This is a genomic window from Sporomusa sp. 246TCP1, assembly GCF_057319775.1.
Genome location: NZ_CM170492.1, coordinates 127,504 through 146,475 on the forward strand (window position 1 = coordinate 127,504; position 18,972 = coordinate 146,475).

At 40.1% G+C, this 18,972-nt stretch carries 17 protein-coding genes and 1 riboswitch; of the genes, 14 read left to right on the forward strand and 3 right to left on the reverse strand.

All coding sequences use genetic code 11. The features are described from left to right. Positions 1 to 51: 51 nt before the first annotated feature. From AC1ECB_RS00630 to AC1ECB_RS00645, 4 genes are all read left to right on the forward strand, one after another. On the forward strand, positions 52 to 711 hold the full coding sequence (locus AC1ECB_RS00630) for a superoxide dismutase (protein ID WP_485667003.1): 660 nt from the start codon (positions 52 to 54) through the stop codon (positions 709 to 711). A gap of 644 nt (positions 712 to 1,355) precedes the next feature. Continuing rightward, positions 1,356 to 3,074, forward strand: a complete 1,719-nt coding sequence (locus AC1ECB_RS00635) for a uracil-xanthine permease family protein (RefSeq protein ID WP_485667004.1) — start codon at positions 1,356 to 1,358, stop codon at positions 3,072 to 3,074. 152 nt (positions 3,075 to 3,226) lie between these two features. Beyond that, entirely contained in the window at positions 3,227 to 4,273 is a 1,047-nt protein-coding gene (locus AC1ECB_RS00640; protein ID WP_485667005.1) for a type III polyketide synthase, read from the forward strand. Beyond that, complete coding sequence (locus AC1ECB_RS00645) at positions 4,267 to 4,788, forward strand: isoprenylcysteine carboxyl methyltransferase family protein (protein ID WP_485667006.1); 522 nt, start codon at positions 4,267 to 4,269, stop codon at positions 4,786 to 4,788. The genes AC1ECB_RS00640 and AC1ECB_RS00645 overlap by 7 nt, the downstream gene beginning before the upstream one ends. Here the strand turns inward: AC1ECB_RS00645 and AC1ECB_RS00650 are convergent. Beyond that, entirely contained in the window at positions 4,768 to 6,474 is a 1,707-nt protein-coding gene (locus AC1ECB_RS00650; RefSeq protein WP_485667007.1) for a sigma-54-dependent Fis family transcriptional regulator, read from the reverse strand. The genes AC1ECB_RS00645 and AC1ECB_RS00650 overlap by 21 nt on opposite strands. A 244-nt stretch (positions 6,475 to 6,718) precedes the next feature. On the opposite strand from AC1ECB_RS00650, the gene AC1ECB_RS00655 reads away from it, so the two are divergent. From AC1ECB_RS00655 to AC1ECB_RS00685, 7 genes are all read left to right on the forward strand, one after another. Next, positions 6,719 to 7,885, forward strand: coding sequence for an iron-containing alcohol dehydrogenase (locus AC1ECB_RS00655; RefSeq protein WP_485667008.1), 1,167 nt, complete (start codon positions 6,719 to 6,721; stop codon positions 7,883 to 7,885). Between the two features lie 282 nt (positions 7,886 to 8,167). After that, positions 8,168 to 9,019 carry a transporter substrate-binding domain-containing protein gene (locus AC1ECB_RS00660; protein ID WP_485667009.1) on the forward strand — a complete coding sequence of 284 codons (852 nt, stop codon included), beginning with the start codon at positions 8,168 to 8,170 and terminating at the stop codon, positions 9,017 to 9,019. A 64-nt stretch (positions 9,020 to 9,083) separates the two neighbouring features. Beyond that, positions 9,084 to 9,878: an amino acid ABC transporter permease gene (locus AC1ECB_RS00665; RefSeq protein WP_021166682.1), complete on the forward strand. Its 795-nt coding sequence runs from the start codon at positions 9,084 to 9,086 to the stop codon at positions 9,876 to 9,878. Positions 9,879 to 9,918: 40 nt separating this feature from the next. Then, on the forward strand, positions 9,919 to 10,656 hold the full coding sequence (locus AC1ECB_RS00670) for an amino acid ABC transporter ATP-binding protein (RefSeq protein ID WP_485669249.1): 738 nt from the start codon (positions 9,919 to 9,921) through the stop codon (positions 10,654 to 10,656). 319 nt (positions 10,657 to 10,975) lie between these two features. Then, complete coding sequence (locus AC1ECB_RS00675; RefSeq protein ID WP_485667010.1) at positions 10,976 to 11,398, forward strand: MarR family winged helix-turn-helix transcriptional regulator; 423 nt, start codon at positions 10,976 to 10,978, stop codon at positions 11,396 to 11,398. A gap of 26 nt (positions 11,399 to 11,424) precedes the next feature. Then, a complete protein-coding gene (locus AC1ECB_RS00680) occupies positions 11,425 to 12,660 on the forward strand; it encodes an LL-diaminopimelate aminotransferase (protein ID WP_485667011.1) in 1,236 nt (411 codons plus the stop codon). A gap of 113 nt (positions 12,661 to 12,773) precedes the next feature. Then, on the forward strand, positions 12,774 to 13,520 hold the full coding sequence (locus AC1ECB_RS00685) for a class I SAM-dependent methyltransferase (protein WP_485667012.1): 747 nt from the start codon (positions 12,774 to 12,776) through the stop codon (positions 13,518 to 13,520). A 20-nt stretch (positions 13,521 to 13,540) separates the two neighbouring features. Here the strand turns inward: AC1ECB_RS00685 and AC1ECB_RS00690 are convergent, their stop codons facing one another. Next, a complete protein-coding gene (locus AC1ECB_RS00690) occupies positions 13,541 to 14,440 on the reverse strand; it encodes an alpha/beta fold hydrolase (protein ID WP_485667013.1) in 900 nt (299 codons plus the stop codon). A 126-nt stretch (positions 14,441 to 14,566) separates the two neighbouring features. After that, complete coding sequence (locus AC1ECB_RS00695; RefSeq protein ID WP_485667014.1) at positions 14,567 to 15,184, reverse strand: TetR/AcrR family transcriptional regulator; 618 nt, start codon at positions 15,182 to 15,184, stop codon at positions 14,567 to 14,569. 152 nt (positions 15,185 to 15,336) lie between these two features. Here AC1ECB_RS00695 and AC1ECB_RS00700 point away from each other — a divergent pair, with 152 nt between their 5' ends. The 3 genes from AC1ECB_RS00700 to AC1ECB_RS00710 all read left to right on the forward strand — a co-directional run bounded on the left by AC1ECB_RS00700 (position 15,337) and on the right by AC1ECB_RS00710 (position 18,937). Beyond that, positions 15,337 to 16,170 carry an MBL fold metallo-hydrolase gene (locus AC1ECB_RS00700; RefSeq protein WP_485667015.1) on the forward strand — a complete coding sequence of 278 codons (834 nt, stop codon included), beginning with the start codon at positions 15,337 to 15,339 and terminating at the stop codon, positions 16,168 to 16,170. 96 nt (positions 16,171 to 16,266) lie between these two features. After that, on the forward strand, positions 16,267 to 17,145 hold the full coding sequence (locus tag AC1ECB_RS00705; RefSeq protein WP_485667016.1) for a CsgG/HfaB family protein: 879 nt from the start codon (positions 16,267 to 16,269) through the stop codon (positions 17,143 to 17,145). A 73-nt stretch (positions 17,146 to 17,218) separates the two neighbouring features. After that, a riboswitch (cyclic di-GMP riboswitch) is annotated at positions 17,219 to 17,304 on the forward strand. 295 nt (positions 17,305 to 17,599) lie between these two features. Further along, on the forward strand, positions 17,600 to 18,937 hold the full coding sequence (locus tag AC1ECB_RS00710; protein ID WP_485667017.1) for a GumC family protein: 1,338 nt from the start codon (positions 17,600 to 17,602) through the stop codon (positions 18,935 to 18,937). Positions 18,938 to 18,972 lie beyond the last annotated feature (35 nt).

Genomic DNA, 18,972 nt, shown 5'->3' on the forward strand with positions numbered 1-18,972 from the left:
CCGGGTGAATACATTAACGGTAAAGAATATATCAAAAAGGGGATGTAAATATTGCCGAAATTAACAGCCAAACGTGTGCCAATTGGTAAACACCGCTTGCCTCCATTGCCATATGCGTATGATGCCCTTGAACCGATTATTAGTGAAGCTACACTTAGAATACATCACGACCATCATCATAAAGCTTATGTGGATGGCCTTAATAAAGCAGAGGTAGCATTAGCGCAAGCCCGGGCGGAAAGAGACTATATATTCATTAAATACTGGGAAAATGAATTAGCATTCAATGGTTCTGGACATATCCTTCATAGCATCTATTGGACAATACTGACGCAAAAGGGAACCGGTGGTGAACCAGGGCCGAATACCGTTAAGGAAATTACCAGACGTTTTGTAAGTTTTGATGCTTTTTTAGAACAGCTAATTGCTGCAACTACTAAGGTTGAAGCATCAGGCTGGGGTATTCTCGCCTGGAATCCATCCTGGAATTCCCTGGAAATATTAATTGCGGAGAAACACCAAAATCTTACACAGTGGGGGTCTATTCCGATACTGGTTCTCGACGTATGGGAACATGCTTATTATTTGGATTATCAATACCAACGGGAAGCGTATGTTCGAAGAATAGTGGAGCTAATTAATTGGAATGAAGTTGAAACAAGGTTAGATTTGGCGATGCGCGGAAAGCTGCCATTATATCTTACAATGTAAGAAGGGTAGAAGAAGCGTGAAATAGTAAGCTATTTTATGAAAAACATGCTATTTTCCTGTTTAAACTGACTACTGAGTGCAGTATGCTGCAATGTGATTGTAGAAGCAGCGTTGTAAAATGTAAAACTATGGTATAATTATCGTAGATTTATTTGTTATAAAAGGGAGATGTTCAACATGGGAGATAAGAGCCCAAAGAACAAGGAAAAAAAGAAGAAAAAAGCTGAAAAAAAGGTTACTCCAGCAGTCCTGTCAGATAAATCCGAATAAAGTTTTACAAAACGCAGCCATTCAATGGTTGCGTTTTTTCCCTGCAAAAAGCATAAAATATTAGGGGAACTCCTGCTAAATTTTGATGATTTGGCAGGAGTTTTGTATTTATGGAAATGATTAAAGATGAGAAGCGATTTCTAGCATATAAAATGATCTAGAGGTACAGCTTTTGGAAAGCATCTGTGATAAAATATTATAGTTACTAGATAAAGTCAAAGGTTTAGTGCTTTGAGTGACTGCTAAAATTTGTTAGCAGTAATTTAGTCTTTACTTTGATTTATTGACGTAGTTGGGTATCAATATAATTAAAGGAGCAAGGAACGACTAAACCGCTTAACTACTATGGTGTTACGTTCCAGTGAGGCTTGAAAATGGATGATAATGAAAAGAAACCGGTAAATATAAGTTATGGTCTTCATGATAAAATCCCGAATAGAGTGGCTATTCCGATTGTTATCCAACAAATTGTGGTATTGTCAATGGATCTGGTATTACCTGTTTTGATTATAAGTATGATGGGCGGGTCGCGGGAAGTAGCTCAAAATTTTGTAAGTGTAATGATGATCGGGATTGGACTGGGGACACTTTTGCAAGTCTCACATAAGGGGGCAATAGGCTCCGGATATTTCTGTGCAGAGGAAACTGGATTTTTGTATTATCAGGCATCTGCTTTGGCTGTGCAAACAGGTGGGTTGTCATTGCTATTTGGCATGACAACTATTGCTGGTTTCTTTCAAATGCTGATTAGCAGAATCATCCCGCGCATACGGTTTTTGTTTCCTACAGAGGTAGCAGGATTAATGGTTGCCATGACCGGGATTGCCGGTATTGCTCCTGGGGTTTCGGCGATATTTGGCATTGACGATACAAAAACTACCATAGATATGACATCGATGTGGGTTGGAATTATAATCCTGGCAATCATGGTTTCATTAAATATATGGGGCAAGGCTTCTATGCGGCAATACTCTATATTTATCGGCATTGTAGTGGGATATGTGCTGTCATACTTATGCGGAATTCTAAATGTCGATGATATAAAACAATTAGTTGCTACGCCATATATCGCTATTCCTGCCATTCATATGGAGTGGTCTTTTGACGAGAGATTACTGTTGCCATTTTTGGTCGCAGTTATTTGTTCTACGCTGAAAACAATAGGTAACTTAGCGATATGCCAAAAGACAAATGATACAAATTGGAAACGTGTTGATATTAAAAACGTCGGGAAAGGCATCTTTGCTGAAGGAATTGGGACATCAGTCTGCGGAATTATTGGCTGTATGGGTCTGAACAGTAGTTCCGGTAGTGTGGGGTTAGCGATTGTAAACGGTGTTACCAGCCGTCGGTTGGCATATCTTGTAAGCAGTGTGTTTATTGCGATGGCTTTTTTCCCGAAAGCTGCTGCGTTCTTAGCCATCATGCCGGCACCTGTTATGGGAGCGGTGTTGCTAATAAATCTGGGATATTTTATTATTGAGGGGTTTCAAATCATTACCTCACGGATGCTTGATCAAAGGAAAATATTTGTTATTGGATTATCACTGGTTTTTGGATTGAGTGTAGACCTGCTGCCTGGCATATATGCTCAATTCCCGGTGCAACTGCAAGCTTTATTCAAATCTTCCCTGGCAGTGGTTTCGATTACGGCTGTTCTTTTAAATCTGCTATTTCGTATCGGCATAAAACAGAAAAGTACTATAGCACTTATGGTAGGACCGAATTCGACAGCAAAAGTGATTGACTTCATGGAAGCCAATGGTGCGGCTTGGGGAGCGCGCAGCGACGTTATCCACAGGGCTTCGTCTGCAATTATCGAGTTCTTCGAGACAGCCTCCGGATTGGAGCTGGTTAAGGAAGGCAAGGTAAGACTAAAAGTCAGTTTTGACGAATATCATATAACTGTCAACATTATCTATAACGGAGTTTTGCTGGAATTTCCGGAGAAACGGCCCACCGATGAGGAATTGCTTAATGATGACACTGCAATTGTAAAATTGTCGGGATTTCTGATGCGTAAGTATTCAAACAAGATAGAATCATGTATGAAGGGTAAGAATTGCAGTTTGCAATTTCATTTTGAACATTAAGTTCCCACCCAGGAAGTAATTCCTGCCGCTAGTTTCTTTGTTCCCTCCTGGTTTGTCCCTGTCAGGAGGGGATTTTCTTTTTGGATTGTAAGCATTTTTGTGGATAACAGAAATAGCTTATAATAACGGCTATTATAGCAAGGAGGGACAAAATGGGAAATCCACAAATTATGTCAGTCGGGACAGCGATACCGCCTTATACCTTACAACAAGAAGAGATAAAGGAATTTGTTGCAACATTATTCCAAACCAATATGGCCCATCTTGAAAGACTGTTACCAGTCTTTGAAAATGGGCTGATTAAAGTAAGGCATTTGTCACGACCACTTGCATGGTACCAGGAGATGCATTCTTTTGCCGAAGCTAACAAAATCTATGAAGAAACGGCCCTTACTTTGGCTGAGGAGGCAGCTGCAAAGGCTATCAAGCAGGCTGGTATCCGATCAGACGAGATCGGGATGATCATTTACATATCCTCTACCGGCATTGCTACGCCTACCGTGGACGCTAAAATCATTGAGCGCTTGGGCTTGTCACCGCATACTGCCCGGGTACCGATCTGGGGATTGGGCTGTGCCGGGGGCGTTGTTGGTCTTGCACGCGCGTCAGAGTTAGCGCAAGTGTTACCTGGAAAAGCAGTTCTGCTTATCGCTGTAGAGCTTTGCAGTCTCACGTTTCAGCGAAACGACTATTCGAAAGCCAATCTTGTTGGTACCAGTCTGTTTGGCGATGGTGCAGCCGCAGCTCTCATCGCTGTCGATAGTGGCGGGCCAACTGTTTGTGGCAGCTATAGTACGTTATTTCCTGCTACGGAAGATATAATGGGTTGGGATGTTGCTGAAAGCGGACTGAAAGTCCGCTTTTCGCGAGATATCCCGAGTATTGTTAGAAAGAATTTGTCTGAACTTACAGGTAAGGCCTATGACAAATGGGACATTGACAGTAATTCTGTCCAGCATTATGTTGTGCACCCGGGGGGGGCAAAGGTACTTGAAGCTTATGCCGACAGTCTGAGGCTGTCTGATGATAAGCTAGATCACGCCTACCACGTCCTGGCATCCTATGGCAATATGTCGAGTGCTACAGTATTGTTTGTCCTGAATAGCTTTTTGGCAAGCACTCCGCCGACAGAAGAATATGGACTTATGCTAGCTTTAGGACCAGGTTTTAGTGCCGAACAGGTGTTATTTAGATGGTAACTGGGATGATTGCCGGTTTGGCAAGTATAATTGTTATCCAACGACTAACAGAACTGCTGCTGGCTAATCGCAATCAGGTATGGATACTAAAGAAAGGAGGCATTGAATACGGCGCTGGCCATTATCCGTTATTTTTTTTGTTACACACTGCCTGGCTGGTTTGTTGGGTGATTGAGGGTTATTTTACTAATAGCCTAGCTTTTTTCTGGCCGGTATGGCTGAGTTTATTCCTATTTGCACAGGTAATAAGATATTGGTGTATAATCAGCTTGGGACGTTATTGGAATACACGCATTTTGGTAATTCCTGGCGACTTGGCAGTGCGACGGGGACCTTACCGGTTCTTAAAGCATCCCAATTATTTGGCAGTCGCGCTTGAGCTGGCAGTAGTACCGCTCATCTTTGGTGCGGTGGTTGCTGCTGTTGTTGCTACAGCTGCTAATGCTGCCCTGCTGCTATTAGTAAGAATTCCGGTAGAGGAACAAGCTCTTGATTTACGGAATCACGATATTTAATTTGTCCATCTTGCGATACAGTGTAGTGCGGCCGATACCAAGCTTTCGAGCTGCAGCAGCGATATTACCGTTAACATCTTCTAATGCCTGAATAATCAGTTTCTTTTCGAGATTGGCAGATTGCTGCGATATTTGATTTTCAAGACTAGTGCTTGAGCTTTGACAATTAGTTGTGTATTCAATCGGCAGGTCTGCTACGGTTAATGTGGATGTACCTGTCGATAAAGCGATCATATTTTCGATACAGTTTTCTAATTGTCGTACATTACCTGGCCATTGGTAGTTAGCTAAATGGTGAAATAACTCCGGACTGATATCCATACGCGGAAAACCAAATTTTTTGCAGAGTTTTTCAACAAAATAGGGTGCCAGATCCCCAATATCCTCAATTCGTTCTCTAAGTGGAGGAATTTCTATTGAAATGACTTTCAAGCGATAATATAAATCTAAACGGAATTTTCCTTGCTGCATCATCTGGCACAGGTCTTGATTAGTTGCAGCAATAACACGGGCATTCATTGCGTGACACTTATTATCACCAATCCGGTAAAACTCTTTTTGTTGCAGGACCCGTAACAGTGAAGCCTGAACGTGAAAAGGCATATCGCCAATTTCATCTAAGAATATTGTTCCCGAACCTGCTAGCTCAAATTTCCCCGCTTGTCCACCCCGCTTAGCCCCTGTAAATGCGCCGTCAGTATAGCCAAAAAGTTCACTTTCTACAAGGTTATGGGGAATTGCAGCACAATTTAATGTTATAAACGGTTTTTCTTTGCGTGCACTGGAGTTATGGATAGTTCTAGCGATAATTTCCTTGCCGGTACCGCTTTCACCTTGGATGAGAACGGTTGAATCTGTCCGCGTTGCGCGCATTGCGATATCAAGGATAGAATGAGTTTTTGGACTGCGCCCACGCCATTGATTTTCACATTCTGCTGTGTGATTAAACGAAATCGGCACAAAGAAGTTATGGTGTTCTGTCTTTATTGAATCACCTTTATCAATAGATGCCTTGCTGTGTAGTAAGGTTTTACCTAAAGCATCCAGATCTCTCTTGGAAAGATTAAATCTTGCTTGCATTTCAGCGATTGCGAGGCTTTGTTCAATCATAGCTGCTCCAAGGGTGGTTATCTCCATTACATGGTTATGCGTAGCACCGGCCTCGCCGGAAATATTAAGTACTCCAATTAAGTTTCCGTCACTGGCGCTAATCGGAGAAGCCCAACAATCTAAAAAGCTAACAGGCTGCGAATAATGTGTCCAACCAGGAATAGCTAACGGCATTTGTTCGATAAGTACGGTACCTATCCCATTGGTACCCTTTAAATTTTCCCGCCAGTTAACACCGGGGGTTAAAAAAATTTTTTTGGTTTTGTTAACAAATGAGGGATCGCCAAGGGTTTCCAGGATATATCCTTCATTGTTGCTGAGCAGGATTTGGTATTTACCTCTACTCAATAGACTAAATATATGTTGCAGGATTGGCTTTGCGGTACGAATTAGTTGTTCAGATTTGCCTAATAATTCGTTAAGTCTGTTCGATGGCAAAATATCATCTTGAAAGAGTTGTTCATGATTAACATTTAGTCCCCGGCATCTTTTCCAAGATTGGAAGATGGGTGACGGGACTTTATTTATTACCCTGGCATCATTTCCGTGAATAAAACTTGCTAATAGGCTAGCCATAGTCCACCTCCAGCAGTTATACAATATAGTGTTTCGCTTAAGAAACACATGTCCACGGACATTGTTCTTACACTGATACATATTTTCCACATATATCATAATTAACCTCTTTTAAAATACGGAATTTTATTGATAAATTGGTATTTATATTGTAAGATTCGTTAAATCTGATTTTGGCATGATGCATGCAATAGAATAAGGCGTAAGATAAGAAATGGGCTAAGCCCTAAGGAGGATTTTATTTATGGCAATTGGTGAGCAAGTCTTTGGGTATTTTATTCCTACTGTGAGCCTAATGGGAGTAGGGGCACACAAACAAACTCCTGCACAAGTGAAAGCTCTTGGTGGTTCGAATGTTTTCCTGGTTACTGATGCTTTTCTAGGCCGCCCCGGTGGGATGGCCGACGATATTAAGGCCATGCTGGAAGCCGAAGGAATCAAGGTTAGCATTTTTGCAGGAGCAGAGCCAAATCCGACTGACAAAAACGTTGAGGACGGTTTAAAAAGCTATCAGGCAAGCGGCGCTGATGCTATTATAACCTTGGGCGGCGGTAGTGCTCATGACTGTGGTAAGGGAATTGGCTTATTGGCTACCAACGGCGGAAACATTCGGGACTTTGAAGGTCTTGATAAGTCTAAGAAGCCAATGCCACCGTTTATTGCCATAAACACTACAGCCGGTACTGCATCTGAGATGACCCGGTTTGCTGTTATTACCAATACTTCTAATCATGTAAAAATGGCTATTGCTGACTGGCACACTACTCCCAATGTTGCAATTAATGATCCGTTACTGATGGTTGGTATGCCGCCTGCTCTTACTGCTGCTACCGGCATGGATGCATTAACTCATGCCGTGGAAGCATATGTTTCAGTTGCCGCTACACCGGTAACTGATTCAGCAGCTCTAATGGCCATCAAACTTATTGCCACTAATTTACGCAATGCAGTCGCCAATGGTCAGAATATGGAAGCACGTGACAAAATGGCTTATGCCGAATATTTAGGTGGAATGGCATTTAATAACGCCGGTTTGGGCTTTGTCCATGCTATGGCTCATCAACTAGGCGGTTTATACAATCTGCCGCACGGCGTGTGCAATGCTATTTTACTACCGCATGTTGAAAAATTTAATATCATTGCCTGCCCAGAACGGTTTGTTGATGTTGCCATAGCAATGGGTGAAAATGTACAAGGTCTATCTGTTCGTGATGCTGCTGATAAAGCTATAACCGCTATTCAGAAATTATCTGCAGATGTTGGCATTCCTTCCGGCCTTGCTGAATTAAACGCTAATGAAAAAGATTTTGAGGTTATGGCCGGAAATGCATTAAAAGATATTTGCAGCCTATTTAATCCACGTACTGCCAAACTTGATGATATAATTGCTATCTATAAGGCCGCAATGTAATTGGTTGAATGATGTAACTTAAAATATACCCTATAGGTTAGAATGCCAGATAAATCTAATCTATAGGGTATTTCTATGGTGAAAAGGACAAGTATTTCGTATAGAGACAAGTTTTGCGTGGTAAGAATAGAGGCTCGAAAGACTTACAGGCATCATCATTTTAAAACATAAACTGTCGGAAAATATCGTTTTCGCAAGTATCTATATACAGCTTGACATTTATTCCTATGTATTGCTACAATTACCTTAAATAATGATAGGGTAAGGGAAGGTTGAGTGAGGATGAAAAGTTACAAAATGATGCTAAGGATTGTACTCTGCTTAGCAATATTTGCATTTGGTGCGATGCTGACAGGGTGCTCCGGCGACCAAAAAGCGGCAGAGAAAAAGGTATTTAGGGTTGGTATGGAATGTGGATATGCTCCTTTTAACTGGACCCAGACTACAGCTGATAACGGCGCGGTGAAAATTAAAGACAGTCAAGAATATGCTATGGGCTATGATGTAATGATAGCTAAAAAGATTGCTGAATCTATGGGCTATGAACTGGAAATCCATAAGATTGAATGGGACGGTTTAGCTCCTGCTGTAAATGCCGGTAAGATTGATGCAGCTATTGCCGGCATGAGTATTACCAGTAAGCGTAAAGAAACAGTCGATTTTTCTTCTGTCTATTATAATGCCGATATTGTTGCTCTTACGAAGAAAGACAGTCCTTTTGCTGCCGCTAAGAATCTGGATGGCCTTAAAGGCGCTGTTGCTACATCACAACTCAATACCGTCTGGTATGATTTGCTAAAACAAATTCCTGATGCAAAAATTCAACCTGCTATTGATAATGTTCCTGGTATGATTGTTGCACTAACTTCTGGCAAGGTAGAAGTTCTGGCTACTGACAAGCCAACTGCAATGGCTGCTGTCTTTTCGAATCCAGAATTAGTAATGTTGGATTTCAAGGATGGACAAGGCTTTAAGGTCGAGCGAGAAGAAATTGAAATGGGTATTGCGGTGGCTAAAGGGAAAAGTAACGAGTTGTTGACGAAAATAAACAAAGCACTGTCTGCAATGACAGAAGAGGATCGCAACAAATTGATGGAAGAAGCCATTAAGAAACAACCGTTAGCAAAACAATAAGCAGTATTAATGGGATGGCATTCGCCATCCCTGAAATTTATTATCAATCAAGGTGGAAAGAAATATGACAAGTGATATGCCAGTAACTTTTTTTGGGTGGGTTTATTTTCTTCTGCAGCAATATGGTGTACTTTTTGTAAAAGGGGCTTTAGTTACACTGCTCTTAGCTGTCAGTGGTACCATAGTTGGTTGTGTAATTGGTTTATTCGTAGGTATTTTACAAACTATCCCGATTAATCCTAAAGATGGACTTGTTAAACGAGGCTTTTATCAATGTATCAGAGCCATCTTAGCAGCATATGTTGAGTTGTTTCGCGGGACACCCATGATTGTACAGGCGATGGTTGTATACTATGGCTCGATGCAAGTTTATAATATCGATATGTCCCCGCTGTTAGCAGGCTTTATTGTTGTATCAGTAAACACCGGCGCGTATATGGCTGAGACTGTTCGCGGCGGCATTATTTCTATTGATGTCGGTCAAAAAGAGGCTGCAAAAGCGATTGGTATGAATCATTTTCAGATTATGTCCTGTGTTATTTTACCGCAAGCTTTACGTAATATTATGCCACAGATTGGTAACAATTTGATTATTAATATCAAGGATACCTCGGTACTCAATGTAATTTCCGTAACCGAGCTATACTTCTTATCTAAGTCAGCCGCTGGTGCCTATTATCGATATTTTGAGGTTTTCTTTATTACTTGTGCAATTTATTTTATTATGACTTTTGCGGTTTCACGCTTTCTATTATGGATAGAAAAGAGAATGGATGGGCCTGATAACTATTCATTAGTTACGCATGATCCGTTAGCTGATCCATGTGGACCGTTTACTCCAAAGAAAGGCGAGAATTAGAAGTATGGATAATAAAGTGTTCGCAATAGAACCACGGCAGATATTGAAAATTAAGAATTTGGTTAAATATTTTGGTAAGCGTGAGATTCTCAAAGGTATCAGCTTTGATGTTTTCCAGGGTGATGTTATTTGTATTATTGGTGCGTCAGGCTCTGGTAAATCCACGATGCTTCGCTGTATCAACCTGCTGGAAATACCAACCTCAGGCGAAATTATTTACGATGAACGAAACGTAGTGGAAGAACAGGATAAACTAACGCTATATCGGACTAAAGTCGGTATGGTGTTTCAACAGTTTAATCTGTTTAATAATATGTCTGTGCTTGAGAACTGCATGGTAGGATTAGTAAAGGTATTAAAGCAGGATAAAGCAACAGCCAGGCAAACCGCGCTCCACTTTTTAGAGAAAGTCGGCATGGCGCAATATATCAATGCCAAGCCGCATCAGTTGTCAGGCGGCCAAAAGCAAAGAGTAGCGATTGCCCGCGCGCTTGCTATCCAGCCACAAGTCTTGCTAATGGACGAACCGACTTCGGCACTGGATACGCAAATGGTTGGTGAAGTATTAGCCGTTATGCGTGGACTGGCTAAGGAAGGCTTAACCATGCTGATCGTTACCCACGAAATTGCCTTTGCACGCGAAGTTGCCTCCCGGATCATTTATGTCGAAGATGGTGTCATTGTTGAGGATGATACACCAGATGTCATTTTTAATCATCCCCAAGATGCGCGGACGAAAGCATTTCTTTCACGCGTTACGAATGGACTTGCCCAATAAGATTAAAAGACTTTCTATGCAGCATCTTTGTCATAGGAGGTCTTTTTCTTATAAGAAAGTATAAGTTTTTTGAACCGCAGAGACGCAGAGGGAATGTTCTCGATATACATCTCCCCTCTGCGCTCTCTGTGTACTCTGCGGTTAGAGCCGTATCCTCAAGGGTGTGCTAGCGCTTTTTTATGCAAAGTGCCGGTTTGAAATTAATTGGACGTAATTGACAAAATAATATTTGTATGATACAAATATTATAAGGCGATGGGAGTGAATAATTATAGTTTGTGAAGAAGAAAAATATAATAGGTGTCTAGACGATATTGGTGTGTTATTACAAAAAGCAGTGCGTGCATTCCAAATTTTAGAAAAAAAACAAATTAGAATGCATGGTTTTACCAGTTCTCAATGTTATATATTGCTGGAAATATATAAACATCAAACGCTTTCTATTAATGAAATTAGTGAAAAAATGCGCCTTGAAATTAGCACTATAACTAGAATTATGAATAATTTAGTTCGGGATAAGCTTATTCTTCGCAGAAGATCTGTATATGATAAAAGGGTTGTAGAAGCTATTCTTACGGAGAACGGTAAAGAGATTGCTCAACAATTGCAGGAAAGTATTGCCAATTATTATAAGGATGTCATAGCAAACTTGCCGCGTGGTCATGTTCGTGAAGTTATGAGTGCAGTAGAATTGCTTGTAAATGCTTTAGAAAAAGCTCAAAAAGGCTATCTGTTGGAATGAATAATACAAGAGAGAAGGGGACTAGTATGACTAAAACTTTTATTCAGCAATCATTTGCTGAGCGAATTGGGGGAAATAAATTCGGGAATGATGCAGTTCTATATAAATTTGAAAAAATTAAAAGAGCTAAAAGGGAGGCGCGTAAAAACAATCCTAATGTGGAATTAATTGATCTTGGGGTAGGTGAACCAGATTGGATGGCGGAAAAGGAAGTTATTGAAGTCTTATATGAACAAGCTAAGCTGAGAGAAAATAGAGGATATGCCGATAATGGTATACAAGTATTTAAGGATGCTGCTGTTCATTATATGGAGAAAGTTTATCAAGTTTATGGCCTTAATTCAATTAATGAGGTAAATCATGGAATTGGTTCGAAGTCGATTTTGGCACTTTTGCCGCTAGCCTTTATTAATCCGGGCGATATTACTATTATGACTGTACCCGGTTATCCTGTTATGGGGACTATGACCAAAGCGTTAGGAGGAGAAGTGGTTAATTTGCCACTCTTAGCTGAAAATAGTTATTTACCTAAATTGGACTCCTTGACTTCTAAGCAGTGCCGTAGAGCTAAATTGTTATATATTAACTATCCGAACAATCCAACCGGAGCTACTGCGACTGAAGAGTTTTTTGAAAAAGTTGTACAGTTTGCCAAGGAAAACGAGATCATTGTTGTATCAGACGCTGCTTACGCAGCTCTTACTTTTGAAGGACAACCGCTTAGCTTTTTGTCAGTTGAGGGCGCTAAAGATGTTGGGATAGAGATTCACTCGTTATCCAAAGCATTTAACATGACTGGGTGGCGACTGGCATTTGTGTGTGGTAATGAATTAGTAGTGAAAGGATTTGCAACTGTAAAAGATGACAATGATTCCGGTCAGTTTGCAGCTATTCAAAAGGCTGGCGTTTATTGTTTGCAGCATCCTGAAATAACGAAAAAAACAGCTTTGAAATATTCGCGCCGTCATACTATGTTGGTGAAGGCATTAAAACGTATTGGGTTCACAGTCACTAAGCCTAAAGCATCATTTTACTTATATACAGGTATACCCCATAGTACCAAAAGCGGAAGATGCTTCACGTCAGCAGAAGATTTTTCCGAGTTCTTACTCAAAGAAGCACTAATTTCAGTTGTCCCATGGGATGACGCCGGGGCATACATTAGGCTTTCTGTTACCTTTGAGGCGAAGGATGAAAAGGAAGAAGAAGGGATCATTTCTGAAATTGCGCGACGTTTGGATAACATTGGTTTCATTTATTAGATTGTATGAAAGCCTGTTGCAATAGCAGGTGAATCTTCCAGGCGAAAGCAGGATAATATATATAACGTATGTAAAGTATAGCTGGTTAGAGTCCAGTGTATGTTGGAGGTAGAATGTTGATAAATTTATCAAATGGTAGACCATTGATAAATGAGAGCTCGATATCTTTTGATTCTTATGAAAAAATGGCAGAATATTATTTTGAATGTGTTGATACAAAACCATTTAATGCGTACTATGAAAGACCGGCAACATTGTCATTGCTTCCTGATATTGCAGGAAAAAAGGTGCTAGATGCCGGATGTGCCGCAGGCTGGTATAGTAAATGGCTGTTGGATAATGGTGCAAAGGTAATAGCGATAGATTTTAGTCCTAGTATGATAGAAATGACACGGAGAAGAATTGGTGAAAAGGCTGACATTAGACGGGCTGATCTCAATGAACCGCTAAATTTCATAGAGGATAAATCGATTGATGTTATAGTGTCATCTTTAACACTTCACTATATTAAAGACTGGGAACCTGTAATGGCTGAGTTTATTAGAATATTAAAGCCATTAGGTTCGTTAGTTTTTTCGGTGCATCATCCATTTATGGACTTTACATATTTCAACAGGGAAAACTATTTTTTAACGGAGATTGTAGAAGATGAGTGGGAAACTAATGTAGGGAAAGTAAAAGTCCAATTTTATCGAAGACCTTTATGTAAAATAATCTCACCGGTAATAGACGCGGGATTTATTATTGAAAAGCTAATAGAACCTATGCCGACAGAGAAATTCAAACAATTACAGCCCAAAGTATATGAAAAGATAACCAGAAAACCTCAGTTTATTTTTTTGCGAGCAAGAAAAAGCTAATCAAAAGGATGTCTACCCGGCTATTTTAGAAATTCAAGCACTTTACGATTTACCGTATCTGCTTGTACGATCCATAAATCATGGCCTGCATTAGGAATGACATTTGTTTTAATATGAGGAGCTATCTTATTGAGACGTTCAACGGCTTTTGGAGCAGAATATATTTTTTCATTTTCACCTACTAAATAAAGCGAAGGTACTTTGATACTTTGTAATTCTTTATCCAGTAAAACTGTGGGAGAGATCATACGTTTTGCCTTAAAGCAGCGTATGCCCCATAATATTTCATCAATGGCACTGTCTAATGATTTCCTCGAGGCCTCATCTTTTCGTACAAAATCCTTGAAAACCCAATTAAAATAATTTTTGGCAATAAAGTGAAGCGGTATTGTCATAAAAAAAATTGAGTGCATCAAAAATTTTAATTCCAAAGATAGCACAGTTGCTGCTGGCGCCAATAATACAATTTTATTGAGACGGTGTTGAAAGTGGAGTGCATATTGGCATGTTAGCCAACCGCCATAAGACAGGCCCATAAGGTTAATGTTGTTACCAAGTTCAAGCGCAGTAAATAATTCATTAAGCCAATTGACAAAATCCTCGGGTCCTGCAATTGATCGCGTGTATACACTACGTCCAAAGTCATAAATGTTATCGACTGCGTAGGTTTTGTAAGACGTAGATAACGCTTTAATATTCTGCACCCAGCATAGAGAATTACCCATGGAGCCAGGTAGTAGTACTAGTGGCGAAGCCCCGTTTGGTCCACTAATTCTTACAAAAGTTTGGCCGTAAGAAGTGTCTACCATCCGGGACTCTGAATCTACTGGCCATACCTCCTGTGCTCTCTTGTCATACATTTCCAGATATTGCTTTTGGGCTTTCTCAGATTTGAATGGGTGATATGCCGATATTTCCATGTTCATCCTCCCTCGTAATGATCGGATTTTAGCAGCTACTTAAAATTCTAAAACTTTACATGAGAGTATAATTGATAATTTGGCGACCGACCGGTCGCTAAAATAATGGTACTCCATAATATGGAATTAGTCAATATTTTTTATACCTAGCCAGTAATCATGCCAAACCTTATCAATATGGTCAAGTTTCTGTTCTTCCGGCACGTCAACCATAAATGTACTTATTAATGAATAAAGACCTTGTCTTAAGCTGTAATACGAAAGAAGAATATCTTCTGGTGAAGCTTCACGGATTAGTCCTTGCTGTATACCTTCCTTAATTAATTCTTTATATTTTTCTCCGTAAATCATTTCGTTGTTAAATGCTCTCGTCAAAAGTTTTTCTTTTAGAGCAGTAGGAGGAAAAAACAAGACACGATTCCAGAATGCTCTATCTTCAACGATTTGTGTAGAAGAGCTTGAGCTACAACATATATACTGTTTAAAAAGATGATAAAGTCTCTCCGATGCTGGCATGGTATCTGATTCTGCCAAAAACTGATCTATACGATTTCGGTATTTTATTTCAAGATCTTCGTAAATCTCCCAAAATAATTTTTCTTTACTGGGAATAAATGAGTACAACGATGATTTTTTTATACCTACTCCAGCCGCAATTTGTTCCATGCTCGTAGAATCATATCCATTATTTGCAAATAGTGAAAGAGCTACTTTTTTTATCTTATCCTTAGTTTTTTCAGCCATCAATTTATCCTCCATATTTACTCCCTAATGCTAAGAAAATTTTACTTCATCTAAACAAAATCCTGCACTGCTGATGATAAGATGTGCAGGATTTTTAATTATAAAGTATAAGATAACTATTGTAATATATTTATAGTTAACCTGGAGGTTATATGAAACTAACTGTTTTAGTCGATAATAATACTATAATCGATAGGTATTTTCAGGGAGAGCCCGCAGTATCGTATTTTATAGAATGTGAAGGTGAAAAATATCTGTTTGATACTGGATATTCAGATGTATTCTTAAAAAACGCCAATAAAATGGGTATTGACCTTTTAGCGCTAGATGCAATAATTATTTCACACGGGCACAATGACCATACATGGGGATTAGGTGAATTATTTCGGTTGTATACGGAAGCCGCATTTGAAGGTCATAAGTCGAAAGTACCTACTATAATTGCCCATCCAGATGCCTTTTTAGAAAAAAGAGTAAATGGGTTACCAATAGGATCAATGGTTTTTGCTAGCCAGTTACAAAATGTTTTTTCATTAAACCTTAGTAGAAAACCTGTTAAGCTGTCAGATAAATTCACTTTCTTAGGTGAAATTGAAAGAAGTAATTCATTTGAAGCAATAAATTCAATCGGCGAAACGCTAAAAGAGGGTTTATGGCAAGAGGACTTTGTACTAGACGATTCTGCCTTAGTATATATGTCTGAGCGTGGGTTAGTAATAATTACAGGCTGTTCCCATTCGGGGATTTGCAATATTATTGAATATGCAAAAAAAGTAAGTAATGAAGATAGAATATGTGATATTATTGGCGGATTTCATCTTTTGAACCCAAACCATCGCCAGTTAATCAATACAGTTGAATACTTAAAGAGGCAGGAAATCGGTACTATTCACGCATGTCATTGTACGGATATAGATTCCAAAATCAAGTTAGCTCAGGTAGCAGATGTTAAGGAAGTTGGTGTAGGCCTGGTAGTCGAATATTAGCCTTACTGATTGCGTGGAAATAAAAAAATTTCAAGAGAAGGAAGTTGCGTATTTGCGTGGAATTGTTTGGTATCAAAATATGGAGGAGGAATGCAAGTGAAACTTTTTATGCATTACAGGAGGCTGCTCTGGCTGAGCGTTTTTACGCTTATGCTAAGTTGTAGTCTGCCTCAGTCAGTGTCGGCAAATGATAATGGTTTGAAGTACACTATTGTGGTATCAAGTTTTGAGAATCGTGCTAACTGGAAAGGACAATTTAATCTGGGCGATGCATGGGGTGCTGTTTTGACCGATATACTCAACCAGTCTGGAAATTTTATTGTTCTTGCTGAAAATGATATGCGGCAGGCGGCAAGTAATGAAAGTAACTCCAATCCTCACGTAATTCCGGCGCAGCTGTTGGTAAAAGGAGTTATTACTCATGTGCAAGATACAGGCGGTCAGGCAGGTGGTTTTGGCATTCATGGTATTTATCTAGGTGGCGCTAACTCAAAGTCTGAAATCAATATCACGATGTATGTTGTTGAGGCCGGTACCGGACAAGTGTTAGCCTCCAAGAGCGTTGTTGGTAAAGCAGTAAAAGGTGGAATAGTTGTTGGCGGTCGCGGCGCGGTCTTTGGTAATTATGGTGCTACCAATCTGGGGAAAGCTGTTGAAGATGCGGCTACACAGGGTGTAGAATGGATGAAAACTCAATTGCCTAAGATCAGGTGGACTGGTGCTGTGGTAATGAATAATAATAGTAATATATATATTAACAGAGGGTCACGTGAAGGTATTACGGTCGGTCGGGAATTTGTTGTGGGTTCTGCTAAAATATTGAGAGATCCTACTACAGGTGAAACTCTTGATGAAATGGTAACAGAAGTGGCTCGAATTCGTGTAGTCTCTGTCAAAGAAAAGGTTGCTATCTGCGAAGTGATTTCCGGTAGCTCTGATAGTATTGAGCAAGGTATGAGAGTGACATTGCCATAAAGAACAAGTAAGGCTGGTTGAATAATACAAATTGACAAGATATAGATTCACCGGTAAAATATAATTAGGAAACTAAAGGATTTGGCATACCCGCTGAAAGGCGGCGACGCAAAGCCGTGGGTCTACCGGCGTAATGCCTACGACTGCCTGGTTGCTCTTACAAATAGTTATTTGTGAGTGTTACCAGGCATTTTTATTTTCCAGATAATACAGTCTTCAATCTGTGATGCGAAATTAAAAACATATATAGGATAACTGAAGACAATGTCGAATTATAAGGTATTGAGATATAATACGAAAAATATTGACGGTGAGCAAGGTGAAGAATAAAATATGCATAGAGATAAGCAGAAGATATATTGCTATTAACACAGATTTTTACAATATGTAACTCAGGCAGTAATGGCAACTAACGAGTCGTCACAAAAATGTAACGATTAACCAGGGGGCCTCAATGGACAAACAGTTAGATTTACATGGCTTATTATCGATTGTAAGGCGCCACCGAAACTGGGTATACACCAGTTTTTGTATAGCGATAATACTTGCTATCATATTAAACTTGATGCCGCCAACTTATGAGACAAAAGTTACAATTCGCGTAAAACCGACTGCAAGAAGTGTGACAGATGCTGGCGGGGCAGCGTGGCAGTCAGAAGAACTGGCGCGGCAGAAAATGTATACTTTTGCCGAATTAATAAAGAGTCGATCGGTCGTGGAAGCTGCGATTGGTAAACTCGGTGCAGATGAACAGGCGTCCCTTCGTTATGAAACTGTTATCGACCGAATTACGGTGCGGCCTTTAAAAGATACGGAGATTTTGAATACTTTCGTTTTAGCCGGCTCCCCACAGGAAGCACAAAATTTGGCAAACGCGTTAGCGGTCGCTGTTAATGAAATGTCGCTGGATATTGCCCGGGCGGAGGGTAAAGAAACTCGAATTTTTATCGGGGATCGTTTGGCTGAAAAAAAACGTGAGCTTGATGAAGCGGGAAAAGCATTAGTGGACTATAAAAAAAACAATCGGATTGTTGCTATTACCGAACAGGCCAGGGCGTTTGTGGAACGTCAATCAATCTTAAAAAAATTGGATACCGAGAATCAATTGGTGTTGGGAGCAGCGTATGCTAAACAAAAAACGCCTGATATCATTGTCGATACACCTGTTGTGCAGTTGTATCGGAACCGTTTGGCTGAACAAGAAGCCGAATTGGCGGGATTGTCGAAAAGCTTGACCGACGAGCATCCGCGTGTAGTTAATCTTAAGGCTTCCATCGCTGAGAATCAAAAGAGGCTGCAAACCGAACTTATACGCATCGCAATAGGCGAGGTATCTTTAGGTGAAACCCAGAGAACAAATTTACAACGCATTACCTCCCAGGAAGAAAAAGAATTGGCAAATCTTCCCGCAACAGAAACTCAGTTGGCGCGTTTAATGCTTGATTATTCGGTTGCTGAAAGTGCATATGCCACCTTAGCGAAACGCTATGAGGAGGCCCGGATCAGTGAAATTATGGAATCGGCTAACCTGCAAGTTATTGACATGGCAGCGTTGCCGGAAGACCCGGTAAAGCCTAAAAAAATGTTTAACTTATGTATAGCGGCTATTATGGGACTTTTTATTGGTACAATGGCTACATTTTTTGTTGAATATTTTTATAAAACAATTGATACAGTTGCCGATTTGCAGCATTACTTATCTGTGCCAGTGATTGGTGTTATTCCCAAAGTGGGATCTCGCTCCCAAAGCTGGACTGGCAGTAGGAAAGCAGACGGTGAAAATCATGGATAAGCGGTCACGAATGGATGGGCGGTCCCGAAAGGATA